The sequence below is a fragment of the Arthrobacter oryzae genome (assembly GCF_037911235.1).
In the GTDB taxonomy this organism is placed as follows: domain Bacteria; phylum Actinomycetota; class Actinomycetes; order Actinomycetales; family Micrococcaceae; genus Arthrobacter; species Arthrobacter oryzae_E.
Genome location: NZ_JBBLYW010000024.1, coordinates 34,340 through 49,395 on the forward strand (window position 1 = coordinate 34,340; position 15,056 = coordinate 49,395).

A 15,056-nucleotide genomic window follows, 5' to 3' on the forward strand; every position below is an offset into this window, starting at 1 on the left:
ACCGCCTTTCGGGAACACCGCCTTTTCGGGAGCCTGCGCCCGGCAGTACGCTGGAAGCACCCCTTGGAGACGTCGAATGGCTGCACAGGATTTGATCACGAGCGCCCGCGCGGCCTATGCCCGCAGGGACTGGCCCGCGGTGCGGAACGGGCTGCTCGCCGCCAGGACCACCACGGGTTTGGAGCTCCAGGACTTGAATGCCCTGGCTGACGCCATGTGGTGGCTGGGCAACATTCCCGAATCGCAGTCCGTTGCCGAGGAGCTGTACCGGGGCCTCACCGCGGGCGGAGACCGGCCCGCCGCCGCAATGAAGGCAATTGTTTTGTCGCTGCAGTGGGGCATGCGCGGGGATCTTGTGGTTGCCTCGGGCTGGCTCAACCGGGCACGGCGCCTGCTGCAGGGCCTGCCGGAACGGACTGAGCACGGCTACCTGCTCTATCTCGAAAGTGCCATGTCCCTGGACTTGGAGGAAAATCCCGGACCGGCTCAGGCCGCCGCTGACAAACTCGACTCCCTGGCCCGGCGGCTGGCGGACCCCACCTTGGGCTGTTTCGCCCGCGTGCTGGCGGGCCTGGCCGGCGTCCGAGCCGGGCGGACCGAGGACGGGTTCAGCGACCTGGACGAGGCCATGCTGCCGGTCCTGGCCGGCGACGTTGCACCAGTGTGGTCAGGGGACATCTATTGCACGGTCATCCACCTCTGCCATCAGCTCGGGGACCTTGCCCGGATGCGCGCCTGGACCGATGCCTTGGAACACTGGACCGCGGGCCAGTCAGCCGACTTTGTGTACACCGGCGTGGCCCGCGTCCACGAGCTGCAGCTGGTCAGCGCCGAAGGCGGCTGGGATGCCGTGGAACGGGAAATTGGCCTCCCCAGCGACAACCTGGTTGATTCGCACGGCTGGATGGCCGGTGCGGGCTACTACGAACTGGGCGAGATCCGGCGGCTCCGCGGCAACACCGCCGGTGCGTTGGCCGCCTACCGGCGTGCACGGGACGTCGGCGTGGACCCCCAGCCGGGAGAGGCCCTGCTGCGCCACGCTGCCGGGGACACCGCGCTGGCGCTCAACCAGTTGCGCGCCGCCCTGGGCGAGAGCCGGCTCCTGGACCGGGCACGGCTGCTCCTGCCGGCCGCCGAACTGGCCTTGGACCAGAGTGACCTGGCGCTCGCCGAGGCCTTGACCGCCGAGCTGGAACGGACAGCCGCACGCTTCACCTCCGCCGGCATCCAAGCATGGGCATGCCAGGCCCGCGGCGCGGTCCTGCTGTCCGCCGGCCGGGCGGAGGACGCCCTGCCCTTCCTCGACGCAGCTGCCCGCACCTACCGCGGCCAGCGTGCACGCTACCGCACGGCCCGGATCCATGAGCTGCTGGCCGGCTGCCGCCGCGCACTGGACCAGGCCGGTGCTGCCGACGCCGACCTCGCCACGGCGCTGGCCATCTACCGCCAGCTCGGCGCCGGCCCGGACATCGCACGGCTGGAACGCGGTGCCGGCGGCGCCACCGGCACCTCGGACAGGGGCGGCCTGACAGCCCGCGAATGCGAGGTCCTGGCACTCATCTCCACTGGTGCAAGCAACCGTCAGGTGGCGGAGGCCCTGGTCATTAGCGAAAAGACGGTGGGGCGGCACCTGGCGAACATCTTCGGCAAGATCGGAGTCTCCAGCCGGACAGCCGCGGCCGGCTGGGCAAGGGAACGCGGACTGACCTGACGGACGACGACGGCGGCACACGCCGCCGTCGTGCGTCCGCTTCGGTGCCGGTTCCGGCCGCTTCCAGCCGGTTCCCCTGCATCATTCCCCCCACGGCCCCCGCGAAAGATGCATCATCCGCCCGACGCGGCGCCCCCGGCCGCGAAAGTACTTTCGAAGTAGCCGGACAACGAGGTCCGGGAACGACGAAAGGAAAGACCATGACCACCACCGATATCGGCCTCACGGCAGGCACCGGAATTGCCACCGATGAGGCCTCAACAACAGAGGAGGCCATTGAGGCGGCCGCGGCCCGGCTGCTGGGCATCCTCAACGACAGCTCGGCCGCAGTCCTGGCCAGCATCGGCCACCAGACCGGGCTGTTCGAAGTGATGGCCGGACTGCCCCCGGCCTCGAGCGAGCAGATCGCCGACGCCGCGGGTCTCCACGAGCGCTACGTCCGCGAATGGCTCGGCGGCATGGTGACGGCCCGGTTCGTGCAATACCAGCCCGCCGCAGGCACCTACCGGCTGGACCCCGCGCTGGCACCGTCCGTCTCCGGCCCCGGAGTCGACAACCTGGCCCGGACGTTGCAGTACATCACCCTGATGGGCGAGGTGGCCGGCAAGATTGCGCAGAAATTCCGCACCGGCGGAGGCCTGGGGTATGAGGACTACCCTGATTTCCTGGACATCCAAGCCGGTGACAGCGCCTCGGTCCACGACGCATCCCTGGTGTCCGCCATACTGCCGCTGACCGGCTGCGTGGACAGGCTCCGGGCGGGAATCGACGTTGCTGACGTCGGCTGCGGAGCGGGCCACGCCGTGAACCTCATGGCCCGTGCGTTTCCCGCAAGCCGGTTCACCGGGTACGACTTCTTCGAGGACGCCGTGCTTGCCGGCCGGAACGAAGCCCGGCGGCTCGGGCTGACGAACGTCCGGTTCGAACTCCTGGACGCAGCTGCCCTGGACATCAAGGAAGGGCTCGACCTCATCACCGTCTTCGACGCGATCCACGACCAGGCCCGGCCGGCAAAAGTGCTGCAAAACATCCACCGTGCGCTGCGCCCGGACGGCACGTTCCTCATGGTCGACATCAAGGCCTCAAGCAACCTGACCGACAACGTTGGGCTCCCGTGGGGGACCTTCCTCTACGCGATCTCCACGTTCCACTGCATGTCAGTGTCCCTGGCGCAGGGCGGCGAGGGACTCGGGACGGTGTGGGGGGTGCAGCTTGCCGAGTCCATGGTCCGCGCCGCGGGCTTCGGCTCCGTGGAGGTGAGGGAACTCGAGGAGGATCCGTTCAACGCCTACTTCGTGGCCCGCAAATAGGCGCCGAACGGGGCTTCCGCCGCTTGCTACTGGGGACCGCCCTGCTGGGGACCTGCAATGTTCACGAGCCAGGCAACGCCGAACTTGTCCGTGCACATGCCGAAGGTGTCGCCCCACGGCGCTTGTTCGAGCGGCACCGTTACGGTGCCGCCGTCGGACAGCTTCTCCCAGTACCCGCGCAGTTCGGCGTCGTCCTCGCCGCTGAGGGAAACGGAGAAGTTGTCGCCGGGCTTGTAGCTCATGCCGTTGGGCGTGTCGGCCCCCATCAGGACCATGCCGGATCCGGTGGTCAGCATGCCGTGCATGATTTTGTCCTGCTCCGATGCGTCCTCGCTGGCGTGGAACTCGCCAAAGGTGCTCAGTGCCAGTTCGCCTCCAAATACGGACTGGTAAAAGTTCATGGCCTCCCGGGCATTGTCCCGAAAGCCGAGGTAGGGATTAAGTGTCGTGGTCATCGTCAGGTGTGTCCTCTCGTACCGGTCGGTACCCGGACCGCCCGTGGATCCGGCGGCTGCCCGGGCTTGGAACACTTCATATGTTGCCCCAGACCTGCGGAACTGCATAGGGGCGGCGCATCCCGGGCCACTGGTCAGGGCGCGGGCCTTGCGAGTGCAGAAATCAACGCAGGGCCCTAAGCTCAGGGCATGGCCAGATATTTTGACGTGCACCCCGATGATCCCCAGCCCCGCGCGATAGGCCAGATAGTGGAGTTGCTACGGTCCGGCGGACTGATCGCCTATCCCACCGATTCCTGCTACGCCCTCGGTGCGCAGCTGGGTAACAGGGACGCCCTGGACCGCATCCGTGCCATCCGGCAGCTGGACAGCAAACACCACTTCACCCTGGTCTGCAAGGATTTTGCCCAGCTGGGCCAGTTCGTCCAGATCGACAACGACGTGTTCCGCAGCATCAAGGCGGTCACGCCGGGCAGCTATACGTTCATCCTTCCCGCCACCAAGGAAGTGCCCAAGCGTCTCCTGCACCCGAAGAAGAAGACCGTGGGCGTCCGCATTCCGGACAACGCCGTGGTCCAGGCGCTGCTGGCCGAACTGGGCGAGCCGCTGCTCTCCAGCACGCTGCTGCTGCCGGACGAGGAGGAACCGCTCACCCAAGGCTGGGAAATCAAGGAACGGCTGGACCACGTGGTGGACGCCGTGGTTGATTCCGGTGACTGCGGTGCGGAGCCGACGACGGTCATTGACTTTTCGGGCGGCTCGGCAGAGGTGGTGCGGCGTGGCATGGGCGACCCGTCGCGGTTCGAGTAGTAGGAGCCTTCCGCCTGCGAACGCCCGGCCCGGCCGGGCCTAGTCCTTCTTGCGCGCCCTGCTCGGCTGGACCCGCGGAGGTTCGCCCGGCATCTTGGGGTAGTCCGGCGGGAACGGAAGTTCCCCGAGCCCGGCGCCGACGTCGCGCTCCCACCACTCGAGCAGCACGTCAATCTTTCCGGATGTGGCGTTCATGTCCGCCCAGGGGTCCCCGACGGTTTTCAGCCGCTCCGGGACGGTGAGGATTGTGAAGTTCTTCGGGTCCGCGCTGCCCAGTTCGTCCCAGGTGATGGGGCAGGACACCGGCGCGTGGCCCAGTGCTCGGGGGCTGTACGCGCCGGCTATGGTCCGGTCCCGGTTGGCCTGGTTGAAGTCCACGAACACCCGTTCGCCGCGCTCTTCCTTCCACCAGGCCGTGGTGACCTTGTCCGGCATCCGCCGCTCCAGTTCACGGGCGGCCGCGATGACGGCGTGGCGGACGTCCAGGAACTCGCGGGTGGGCTCCACCGGCGCGTAGACGTGAAGACCGCGGTTCCCCGAGGTCTTGATGAACGTGGTGAGGCCCGCTTCCGCGAGCACCTCCTTCAGCTCCAGGGCTGCGGGGATTGCGTCGTCGAAGTCCGTTCCCGGCTGGGGATCCAGGTCGATCCGCAACTGGTCCGGGTTGTCCGTGTTTTCGGCGCGCGACGGCCAGGGGTGGAACACCACGGTATTCATCTGGGCGGCCCACACGGCGGCGGCCGGTTCGTCAAGGACCAGCATGGGATGCGAGCGCGCACTCGGAAAGACCACCTTCACCGAGCGGATGAAGTCCGGCGTGCCCTTCGGGGGGTTCTTGGAAAAGAACTGCTCGCCGTCGATGTTGTCCGAAAACCGCTGCAGGGCCACCGGGCGGCCGCCGTTCGCCGCAATGAAGGCCTCCCCCACGTCCGCAAGGTAGCGCGCGAGGTCCAGCTTGGTCAGGCCGATGTCCGGCCACAGGACACGGCCGGGACTGGAGATCCGCATGTCGCGGGGGCCGTTGGGCCCGTCGACGGTGAGGGTGGTGGATTCGCTCGCCATGGTGACAACCTACCCCGGCCGGTCCGCCGCGTCAGCACTTGGCCCCCGAATGGAAGAAACTTGGGCCTGTCCACTGGGCACGTGCCTGCCGGTCTGTAAGGATGTGAACTGGCCGGATGCCCCGCGGTGCCCGGGAAATCGTCGAAGGAGACCCGTTCCATGGTTGAAGCCGCTGGTGTGGACCAGACACCGAGGGAACATGCCCTGAACGCGCTGGCTGCGCAGGCGGGCCTCCTGCCGCAGGGACAGGACAGCGCCGACTTCCGCGAGCGCCTCGACCGTCATTTCCCTGACCTGTACCGGCTCTTCCATACGCTGTACGGCACACAGCCGGACTTCCAGGACCAGCTGACGTCGCTGGTCCTCCAGACTGCCCGCTCGTGGAACGACCGCCCGGCGGAGCTCAAGGCGCTGGACGCGGAACGGGAGCACAACAGCGGCTGGTTTCTCGACAACAGCATGCTGGGCGGCGTCTGCTACGTGGACCGCTACGCGGAGGACCTCGAAGGAGTCCGCGCCCGGATTCCGTATTTCAAAGAGCTCGGCCTCACCTACCTGCACCTCATGCCGCTGTTCCTGGCACCTGAACCGCATTCCGACGGCGGCTACGCCGTCTCCAGTTACCGCCAGGTCAACCCGAAACTGGGGACCATGGAACAACTGCGTGAACTGGCCGCTGAGCTGCGGTCCAACGGCATCAGCCTGGTGGTTGACTTCATTTTCAACCACACCTCGGATGAACACGACTGGGCAAGGCGCGCGGCCGATGGCGACCCGGAGTACAGCGACTACTACTGGATCTACCCCGACCGGACCATGCCGGACGCCTTCGAGCAGAATGTGCGCGAGATCTTCCCGGAGAACCACCCGGGTTCCTTCATCCGGATGGAGGACGGCCGCTGGGTCTGGGCCACGTTCCACACCTACCAGTGGGATCTGAACTACTCCAACCCGGACGTCTTCAGGGCCATGGCCGGCGAGATGCTGTTCCTGGCCAACCAAGGGGTGGACATCCTGCGGATGGACGCTGTCGCCTTCATCTGGAAGCAGCTCGGAACCCCGTGCGAGAACCTCCCTGAGGCCCACACCCTGCTACAGGCCTTCAACGCCGTCTGCCGCCTGGCCGCGCCGTCGCTGCTGTTCAAGTCCGAGGCGATCGTCCACCCCGACGAAGTGGCGCTGTACATCGATCCGGCAGAGTGCCAGCTTTCCTACAACCCGCTGCAGATGGCGCTGATCTGGGAGGCAATGGCCACCCGGGACGTGGCCCTGCTGTCGCAGGCCCTCGAGCGCCGGCACAACATTCCGGAGGGCACTTCCTGGGTGAACTACGTACGGAGCCATGACGATATCGGCTGGACGTTCGCGGACGAGGACGCCGCGGAGCTGGGCATCAACGGCTTCGACCACCGCCGCTTCCTCAACTCCTTCTACGTCAACCGGTTCCCGGGCAGCTTCGCGCGCGGCGTCCCCTTCCAGGACAACCCGCGGACGGGTGATTGCCGCATCTCCGGCACGACGGCGTCGCTCTGCGGGCTTGAGGACGGAACCGGGCAGGCGATAGACCGGATCCTGCTCGCCCATTCGGTGATTTTCAGCACCGGCGGGATCCCCCTGCTGTACCTTGGCGATGAGGTGGCGCAGCTTAACGACTACGGCTATGCGCTGGAGGAAGGCCACGGCGCGGACAGCCGCTGGGTGCACCGCCCGCACTACCCTGCCGAGAGGTACGCCAAGCGCCACGAGCCGGGCACCCCGGAGGCTGCGGTGTTTGAAGGCCTTCGCACCATGATCTCGGTGCGGTCAGCAACCCCGGAATTCGCCGGAACACGGCTGGTCCATTTCGACACGAACAACCCGGGCGTCCTGGGCTACCAGCGGCCGGGCGAAGGAACCCACATCCTGGTCCTTGCCAACTTCAGCGACGGAAACCAGACCGTCACGGCGCAGACGCTTTCCGGATTCGCGGCCGGGGCAGTGGACCTGCTGACCGGCAACCCGGTGCGAATCGAAGGAGGGGTCGTCCTCCGGCCACAGGAGTTCCGCTGGCTGCGGGTTACTCCGGACCGCGGCTGAGCCCTGGCAGATCGGGCATCATGGACTTATGCCCGCACCCGATTCCCCCGTAACCATCAGCGTCGGCGATGTCCAGGTCTCCGGCGTCTACGCCCGGCCCGACAACCCGTCCGCCACGCTCGTCCTTGCGCACGGCGCCGGCGCCGGCATGGAGCACCCTTTTATGGTCGGCTTCACCAACGCGCTGAATGACGACGGCGTCGCCACCTTGCGATTCAACTTCCCCTACCGCGAGGCCGGACGGAAGTTCCCGGACCGGCCGCCCCTTGCCATAGCCACGTGGCGTGCGGCCATGCAGGAGGCCGTGGCCAGGGCGGCCGCACACTCCGACTCGGGTCCGGTGTGGGCGGCCGGCAAGTCGTTCGGCGGAAGGATGGCGTCCATGGCCGTGGCCGCGGGAATGCCGGCGGCCGGGCTGGTGTACCTCGGCTATCCGCTGCATCCCCCGGGCAAACCGGAGAAGCTGCGCGATGAGCACCTCTACGGCATCACCCTTCCCATGCTGTTCATGCAGGGTACGCGCGACACCTTCGCCACCCCCGATCTGCTGGAGGGCGTGGTTGCCCGGATCGGGCCGACGGCCACGCTCCACTGGTACGACGGCGGGGACCATTCGTTTGCGGTCGCCGGCAGGAAGCGGGCTGCCGACGAGATCGGTGCGTCCGTGGCGGCCCCGGTCGCGGCCTTCCTGCGCTCGCAGGGCTAGGAGTTCACTGCCTCGGTGCTGTGTGGGCCATGTTGGGCGGGACCGGCTCGTGGCGAAGGTAAGAACGCCGGAACCGGCCGGTGCCCGCGGTCAGTGCCCTCAGATCCACGGCATAGCGCAGCAGTTCCTGTTCCGGTATTTCCGCGTTGATCTCGGTTCCGCTGCCGTCGGCCGAGGCGGTTCCGGTCAGCCTGCCGCGCCGGGACGAAAGGTCGCTCATCACCGCCCCCACATAGTCGTCAGCGACGCTGATCGTCACCGCCAGGACCGGTTCGAGGAGCTGTATCCGCCCTGCTGCCGCCGCCTCCCGCAGGGCCAGGGCACCCGCGGCCTGGAACGCCGCATCCGAGGAATCGACGCTGTGCGCTTTGCCGCCGGTGAGCGTCACCCGGATGTCCACCACCGGGAACCCGGCCGACACGCCCTTCTGCATTTGCGCCCGGACTCCCTTCTCCACTGAGCCGATGTACTGCCCCGGGATGACCCCGCCCACGGTCTTGTCGACGAACTCGAAGCCGGCGCCGCGCTGCAGGGGCTCCACTTCGATGTCACAGATGGCGTACTGGCCGTGGCCTCCGGACTGCTTGACGTGACGCCCGTGGCCGGAAGCGGGCGCCGCGAAGGTTTCCCGCAGCGGTGTGATCACGTCCACGGTCTGCAGTTTGACCCCTTGTTCCCGGAGCCTGTCCAGCACCACTTCGCCGTGGGCCTCGCCCATGCACCACAGGATCAGCTGATGGGTTTCGGAGTTCCGCTCCACGCGCAGGGTCGGGTCGCCGGCGGCCACCTTTCCCAAGGATTTGGCGAGGGCGTCCTCGTCACTTCGGGAGGCCGCTTCCACGGCCACGGGCATCAATGGCTCCGGCATGTCCCACGAAACCACCAGCAAGGGGGCCTCCTTGGCTGAAACGGTGTCGCCGGTCTCGGCATTGGCCAGCTTGGCAATCGCGCAAATATCCCCTGCCACGCAGAACGGCACCGGCCTGAGGCTCGACCCCGACGGGGAGTAAAGGTGGGTGAGCCGCTCGTCGCTGTCGTGGTCTTCGTGACCCCGCTCGGCCAGGCCCCGTCCGCTGACGTGCACGGCTGAGTCGTCGCGCAGCGTGCCGGAGAAAACCCGCACCAGGCAGACCCGGCCAAGGAACGGGTCGATGGTGGTCCGCACTACCTCCCCGGCCAGCGGTCCTGCAGGATCGCATTCCAGCGGCGGGGTGGGTCCGCCGGTGAGGCTGGTCACCTGCGGCAGGCTGCGCTCCAGCGGGGAGGGAAAGGCTCGGGTCAGCATTTCCAGGAGTTCGGCCAGTCCAAGTCCGGTTTCGGCGGACGTTGCCAGGACGGGAAAGAAGGTTCCACGGGCGACGGCGGTTTCCAGGTCGCTGACGAGGGCGTCGACATCGATCTCCTCACCGCCGAGGTAGCGGTCCATGAGGGTCTCGTCCTCGCTCTCCGAGATGATTCCCTCGATGAGGGTACCCCGGGCGCCTTCGGCTGCCGTGAGTTCCTCCGTGCTGGCTTCCCGCACGTGCGGGGTCGGTGTGCCGGCCGAATAGTCCGACACTTTTGCGGAGAGGAGTCCCAGCAGCCCGGTGGTGGCTTCCCCGGTGCGCACCGGCAGGTAGGCGGGCACCACTGATTCACCGAAAGCTCGTTGGCACTCGGCCACCGTTGCCTCGAAGTTCGCGCGCGGGTGGTCGAGGCGGCTGATCACCACCGCCCGGGGCATCCCCACCTGGTCGCACTCGGCCCACAGCGCCGTGGTGGCAGCATCAATACCGTCGATGGCAGACACCACGAACAGGGCCGCGTCCGCTGCCCTCAGGCCCGCGCGGAGTTCGCCGGTGAAATCGCCGTAGCCTGGTGTGTCCAGGAGGTTGACCTTGATGCCCTCCACCACCAGTGGGGCCACGGAGAGCACCACGGAGCGCTGTTGGTGCACCTCGGAGGGTTCAGCGTCGCTAACGGTCGTCCCGTCCGCGATCGATCCCATCCGTGAGATCACACCGGTCGCCGCCAGCAACGCTTCCACCAGCATGGTTTTCCCTGCACCGGAGTGGCCCACCAGCGCCACATTGCGGACTTTCTCTGGCGCGTCCGCCGGTGCCCCGGCGGAGGCGTCCGTCCTCCGGGAATCAGAGGTGCCGCGGGCCGGGCTCTTGGCCCGGCCATTTGAGCCTTTTACCGACATGAGCAACTCCAGGCGTCTTAGTCGTGAGCCGCCATGCGGCCTCTGTAAGACGATTCGACACCCTGAAGCCGCTGAACTTCAAGAGGGAGAGTGGTGGCCCCTGCCTGACGGGCTAGGGTTCGTCGTGCCACCACCCTTCCCAGGGCGAGGATGAGAGTTGCCCGCTGGGGAAAGCGCTGAGGGAACCTGGCCCGCCGGCATGCGGATCCCTGTCCTTCCAGCCGGAATGAAGGGAGAGTGTCAAAGTGCTCAAGAGAGTCATCATGGTGTGTCCTTCCGTTCGCTGCGTGGACCGCTGTGTCCAGGTAGGAATGAGCGTAACGGTGCAATGTTTCGCGGCAACGTCGCAAGGTTTCCGGTGTGTATCAGTTACCTCACTGGGCCAATTCGAGGCCCTGCCGGCTCACTCCGCAAGGATGAGGTACAGCGCGCGCCGGGCCTCATCAATCTTTTCGACGGCGGCCAGGCGCTGTTCGTCGGTTGCCGCCACCCTGAACTGATGAATGACGCCCATGAGCTTCCCCACGCTCTGATGAAACGCGGGTCCTGTGCCTTCCGGGTCGGTGTTCCAGGCGCTGCCCAGCTCCTCAGCGTGGTCCGCCACGTAAGCTTTGCCGGCTTCGGTGAGGGTGAACTCGGTGCGCCTGCCCTCACCAACAGGTGTGATCAGATCTTCGTCGACGAGTTGCTGCAGCGTCGGGTAAACCGAACCCGGGCTGGGACGCCAGGCCCCGGAAGTCTTTTCGGCGATTGTCTTAATCAGCCCGTACCCGTTGGAGGGGGCCTCGGCGAGGAGGGCAAGAATGGCGGAGCGGACATCGCCCCTGTTGGCCCGGCGTGGGCCGCCCGGCCCGAAACCCGGTCCGAATCCCGGCCCAAAGCCTGGCCCGAAACCCGGTCCAAAGCCCCGCCCGAACCCGCCACCGCCGTGGCCATGGGGCCCCCGGTGGCTCCGGCCGCGCTCGAAACGTCCCCGTCCCGGCCCGTTGTGTGCAAATTTGTCGTGAATGCCTTTCATGGTGGCATCGCCTTTCAATCCAGCTATTCGCCGACCATCGGCGATACTTAACGATATATCGGTAGCTATCGCCGGTCAATGGTTTTGTCCGGGACCGGTCGTTGACCTGCGCAGTAATACGGCTAGCCTGAGGAGATGACGCGGACCCGAGACGGACGTGCGGTGAGGAACTGGCCCTGGTCCGAATGGTGGCTCTGGGCCGTTGCCATTTTTGTTGTGGTGGCATTCTCCTTTCCCCTGCTGACATACCGCGTGGGACGGTGCGTGGACTACATGGAAGGGTACGGGGAGAGCACATGTTGGGTGGAGTCCCCGCTGGGGCCTGAGGCCACATGGGGCCTGGGAATTGCCGCAGCCATCGCCGGACTGTATTTCGCCTACCGGCTTGTCCTGGCCCTGCTGTCGCGTCGCGTGTGAACCCGCCACCCGGACCGGGCTGACTTGCCTTTCAGCGAACGGACCGTAGACTCGGCCCATGTCTGGTCATGGGGGAACAGGACGGGGCCGCTGTACTGCGGCGCTGCTGGTGGTCGGCGCGTTGCTGGCCGGGTGTTCGTACGATGACGCCAGCGATCCCCCGCCAGCTGCAGCCCCGGTGTATAGCGGCCGTCCTGCACCGTCCGTCCCGACGAAGGGTCAGGAGATTCTGGACACGGAAGCGGGCAACTACACCGAACTGGAAGAGCGCCTCGCAGTGGCGGCCGGGTCTGTGCTTCTTGACGAATCGGGCCCGGCAGATGGCCCCGGGGTTGGCTTCAGCAAGACCGCAACAGTGAAGACTGCCGGCGCGTACACCGTCACGGCGTCCTGTGTGGGCATCCACGATGCCCAAATCTCGATCTTCCAGGATCCAGGGACCGGGGTCGAGCTGCCGGCACTCAATCTTGACTGCGCAGGCGTGTTGTCGCAGGTGGTCGAGCTACGGCCCGGATACGTCGGAGTCCAATTGATGCGGCACGACCCCACCGGCCCTTGGACAGGGGCAGTCGCCGGGATACGTATCACCGTCGACTGACGCCGGACTGCCGGCGGCGGCGCTACATCCTGCTCTTCGTCCGGGCCGTCGCAGGCGCCGTCCACGGGTCTTCCGGCCAGGGATGCTTCGGGTAGCGGCCGCGCATCTCGGCCCGCACCTGGGCGTAGGGTCCTGACCAGAACGAAGCGAGGTCATCCGTCACCGCGAGGGGCCGCCGTGCCGGCGACAGGAGGTGGAACAGCACCGGAACCCGACCGCCCGCCAGCCGCGGCGTTTCGGCCCACCCGAAGCACTCCTGGAGCTTGACCGCCACCACCGGGCGGCCGTCGTCGTGCTCAGCGTCCGGGTAGTCAATCCGGACGCGCGAACCGCTCGGTACCTCCAGCGTCTCCGGAGCCAGTTCTCCCAGCCGGGAGGCGTCGGGCCACGGCAGCAGCCTGCGGAGGGGTTCGGTGAGGTCCACGCCGGCCGTGGCCTTCCCTCCGGCAAGCGCTTCGAGTTCGGGCGCCAGCCAGTCGTCCAGCCGGGACAGCAGCGCCTGTTCGGACACGTCGGGCCAAGGACCGCCCAGTTCCCGGTGCAGCAGCGCGAGGCGGCGGCGCAAGGCGTCCGCCGACGTCGACCATCCAATGGTTCCCAGCCCCTCCTTCGCCAGCGCGCGGGCCACTGCGCCCCGCCCCTCTGCGGCTGATGGACGGACCGGCGTCGAGGAAAGCAGGATGGCGCCCAGGCGGCGTTCCCGCCGGGCCGTGACGCGTCCCTGGGCGAACCCGGCTTCCACGGTTTCGCTGAGCAGGTGCCGGGCGGCAGCTTCAGCCGTGTCAGCAGAGATCGGTGCCGCGGAGCGGATGACGGCGCCGGTTCCCGCCGCGTCGCGGCCTTCCGCGCGTGAGACCTCGGCGACCGCCAGCCACTCATGGCCTGACAGCGGGCTCCCGGCCGGAAGGCCTGCCCGGGTGCCCGAGGACAACAGGTAGCGCTCCCCCGCACCGGGGACGCGGCGTGCCACCCGGTCCGGGAACGCGAGCCCGACGACGAACCCCACAGCCTCCGCGGAGGCCACCGGGGGCATTGTGTGGGTTTGTTCGACGGCGGCGATCTCCTTGCGGACGATCGCTTCCATCCGCCGGACGTCGTCCTTCCACCGGCGGGCCGCCGGATCGTTGCCCGGACGCAGCGCAGCCAGCAGCCGGGTAAGGTCCGCACCGGGAGCGCGCTGGTCACCGGCAACGACGGCGACGGTCTCTGCCGCGGTCCGGTGGCCGACGGTTGCGGCGCCGTCCAGCAAGGCGCGGGCCAGGCGGGGGTCGGCGGGAATCCTGGCGAGGGTCTTCCCCAGTCCCGTGGCCAGGCCGTCGGGACCAACGGCGCCCAGCTCCCGGAGGACCTCAACGGCGTCGGTCATTGCGGCCGCGGGCGGGGCGTCCGGAAGGACCAGGCCTTGCCCTCCCGGTGATCCCCAGCAGGCCAGCACCAGCGCTGCACCGGTCAGGTCGGCGACGGCGATTTCCGGGGTCTGGTGGGCCGGGGCGGCACCGAACGTCCTCTGGTCATAGCACCGGACCACCCGGCCCGGGCCCTGGCGGGCCGCGCGTCCGGCGCGCTGTTCGGCGGACGCGCGCGAGCAGGATACGGTCACCAGGCCGGACATGCCGCGGTTGGTGTCGCGCCTCGGCTCACGGGACAGGCCGGAGTCAACGACCAGCCGGACTCCCGGGACAGTCAGGGAGGATTCGGCCAGCGCAGTGGAGACGATCATCCGGGCACGTCCGCCGGGTTCCCGCCCCGATACGGCACGGTCCTGTTCCGCCGGTCCGGCCTGGCCGTGCAACTCCAGCACCTCGGCGTCAGTCCGGCCCCGGAGGCGGTCAGCGACGTGCGAGACCTCCCGCGCACCCGGAAGGAAGACCAGGGCGTCGATGCCCGGGTCGGCTGCTAATGCCTCGGCATGCGCTGCCGCGGCAGTGTCCGCCACGTGGTCAAGGAACGCGCGGGTCACGCCCCGCGTGTCCAGCCGCGCGACAGCCGCCGGCGCCCACTCCGTCTCCAGCGGGAACAGCGCGGACGGACAGTCGACGACGGGAGCCGGGCCGCCGCCGTCGTGGTTTCCGTCCTGTCCTGCCCCGAGCAGGGCGGCGAAGCGCGGTGCATCCAGCGTGGCGGACATCGCTACGAGCATGAGGTTGCCGCGCAACTCGCGGACCTCCGTCAGCAGGCCGAGGAGCAGGTCGGTCTCAAGTCCGCGCTCGTGGACCTCGTCCAGGATCACGGCGTCCACGGTCTCCAGGCCCGGGTCGGAAAGGAGACGCTGCAGCAGGATTCCGGGCGTGACGAACTCGATCAGGGTGCCCGCACCGGAGACGCGCTCGCCGCGGACCGTGTAGCCGACCCGGTCCCCGAGCCGGCTGCCGTCCAAAGCTGCGAGGCGGCGGGCGGCCGATCGCGCAGCGACGCGGCGCGGCTGGGTCACCACGACGCGCGGGCCGTGGCCTGTCCTTCCGGCGGTAACCGCTGCGTCCGCGGGCATTGCGGAGGACGCAATGTTGGCCAGCAACGGCGGAACGAGGGTGGTTTTGCCTGTCCCTGGAGGCGCCTGGACCACGGCGGTTCCGCCCGTTCCCCCCGCACGCAGGACCTCCTCCAGCCCGCCCAGCGACGCCGCGAATGCCAGGCCCGCGCCGACGACACCCAAATCGAAGGGTGCGTCGGAGCGTGCGGGGACCGGCGGGAGGTGCTGAGAAGTCACG

General features: G+C 68.0%; 12 protein-coding genes. 7 read left to right on the forward strand and 5 right to left on the reverse strand.

The window, feature by feature from the left end:
* The first annotated feature begins 76 nt into the window (after nt 1-76).
* Both WMN78_RS07915 and WMN78_RS07920 read left to right on the forward strand, forming a co-directional pair.
* Nucleotides 77-1,711, forward strand: a complete 1,635-nt coding sequence (locus WMN78_RS07915; RefSeq protein WP_340533127.1) for a helix-turn-helix transcriptional regulator — start codon at nt 77-79, stop codon at nt 1,709-1,711.
* Nucleotides 1,712-1,911: 200 nt separating this feature from the next.
* The gene (locus tag WMN78_RS07920; RefSeq protein ID WP_340533129.1) at nt 1,912-3,021 is read left to right on the forward strand and encodes a class I SAM-dependent methyltransferase; all 1,110 of its coding nucleotides are present in this window, start codon (nt 1,912-1,914) and stop codon (nt 3,019-3,021) included.
* 26 nt (nt 3,022-3,047) lie between these two features.
* On the opposite strand, the gene WMN78_RS07925 is transcribed toward WMN78_RS07920, so the two are convergent.
* Complete coding sequence (locus WMN78_RS07925; RefSeq protein ID WP_340533131.1) at nt 3,048-3,476, reverse strand: VOC family protein; 429 nt, start codon at nt 3,474-3,476, stop codon at nt 3,048-3,050.
* A 189-nt stretch (nt 3,477-3,665) separates the two neighbouring features.
* Between WMN78_RS07925 and WMN78_RS07930 the strand changes: the two genes are divergently transcribed.
* Nucleotides 3,666-4,286, forward strand: coding sequence for an L-threonylcarbamoyladenylate synthase (locus WMN78_RS07930; RefSeq protein WP_305940955.1), 621 nt, complete (start codon nt 3,666-3,668; stop codon nt 4,284-4,286).
* Between the two features lie 39 nt (nt 4,287-4,325).
* Here the strand turns inward: WMN78_RS07930 and ligD are convergent, their stop codons facing one another.
* Nucleotides 4,326-5,348, reverse strand: a complete 1,023-nt coding sequence (gene ligD / locus WMN78_RS07935; protein WP_340533133.1) for a non-homologous end-joining DNA ligase — start codon at nt 5,346-5,348, stop codon at nt 4,326-4,328.
* A 159-nt stretch (nt 5,349-5,507) separates the two neighbouring features.
* Between ligD and WMN78_RS07940 the strand changes: the two genes are divergently transcribed.
* Both WMN78_RS07940 and WMN78_RS07945 read left to right on the forward strand, forming a co-directional pair.
* A complete protein-coding gene (locus tag WMN78_RS07940; RefSeq protein ID WP_340533135.1) occupies nt 5,508-7,424 on the forward strand; it encodes an alpha-amylase family glycosyl hydrolase in 1,917 nt (638 codons plus the stop codon).
* Between the two features lie 28 nt (nt 7,425-7,452).
* Complete coding sequence (locus WMN78_RS07945; RefSeq protein WP_340533137.1) at nt 7,453-8,130, forward strand: alpha/beta family hydrolase; 678 nt, start codon at nt 7,453-7,455, stop codon at nt 8,128-8,130.
* Between the two features lie 4 nt (nt 8,131-8,134).
* On the opposite strand, the gene WMN78_RS07950 is transcribed toward WMN78_RS07945, so the two are convergent.
* Together WMN78_RS07950 and WMN78_RS07955 are read right to left on the reverse strand one after the other, a co-directional pair.
* Nucleotides 8,135-10,315 carry an elongation factor G-like protein EF-G2 gene (locus WMN78_RS07950; protein ID WP_340533138.1) on the reverse strand — a complete coding sequence of 727 codons (2,181 nt, stop codon included), beginning with the start codon at nt 10,313-10,315 and terminating at the stop codon, nt 8,135-8,137.
* A 403-nt stretch (nt 10,316-10,718) separates the two neighbouring features.
* Entirely contained in the window at nt 10,719-11,333 is a 615-nt protein-coding gene (locus WMN78_RS07955; protein ID WP_340533140.1) for a PadR family transcriptional regulator, read from the reverse strand.
* A gap of 135 nt (nt 11,334-11,468) precedes the next feature.
* Between WMN78_RS07955 and WMN78_RS07960 the strand changes: the two genes are divergently transcribed.
* Together WMN78_RS07960 and WMN78_RS07965 are read left to right on the forward strand one after the other, a co-directional pair.
* Nucleotides 11,469-11,750: a hypothetical protein gene (locus WMN78_RS07960; protein ID WP_340533142.1), complete on the forward strand. Its 282-nt coding sequence runs from the start codon at nt 11,469-11,471 to the stop codon at nt 11,748-11,750.
* 58 nt (nt 11,751-11,808) lie between these two features.
* Nucleotides 11,809-12,348 carry a hypothetical protein gene (locus WMN78_RS07965; RefSeq protein WP_340533144.1) on the forward strand — a complete coding sequence of 180 codons (540 nt, stop codon included), beginning with the start codon at nt 11,809-11,811 and terminating at the stop codon, nt 12,346-12,348.
* Between the two features lie 22 nt (nt 12,349-12,370).
* On the opposite strand, the gene hrpB is transcribed toward WMN78_RS07965, so the two are convergent.
* Entirely contained in the window at nt 12,371-15,055 is a 2,685-nt protein-coding gene (gene hrpB / locus WMN78_RS07970) for an ATP-dependent helicase HrpB (protein ID WP_340533146.1), read from the reverse strand.
* Nucleotide 15,056 lies beyond the last annotated feature (1 nt).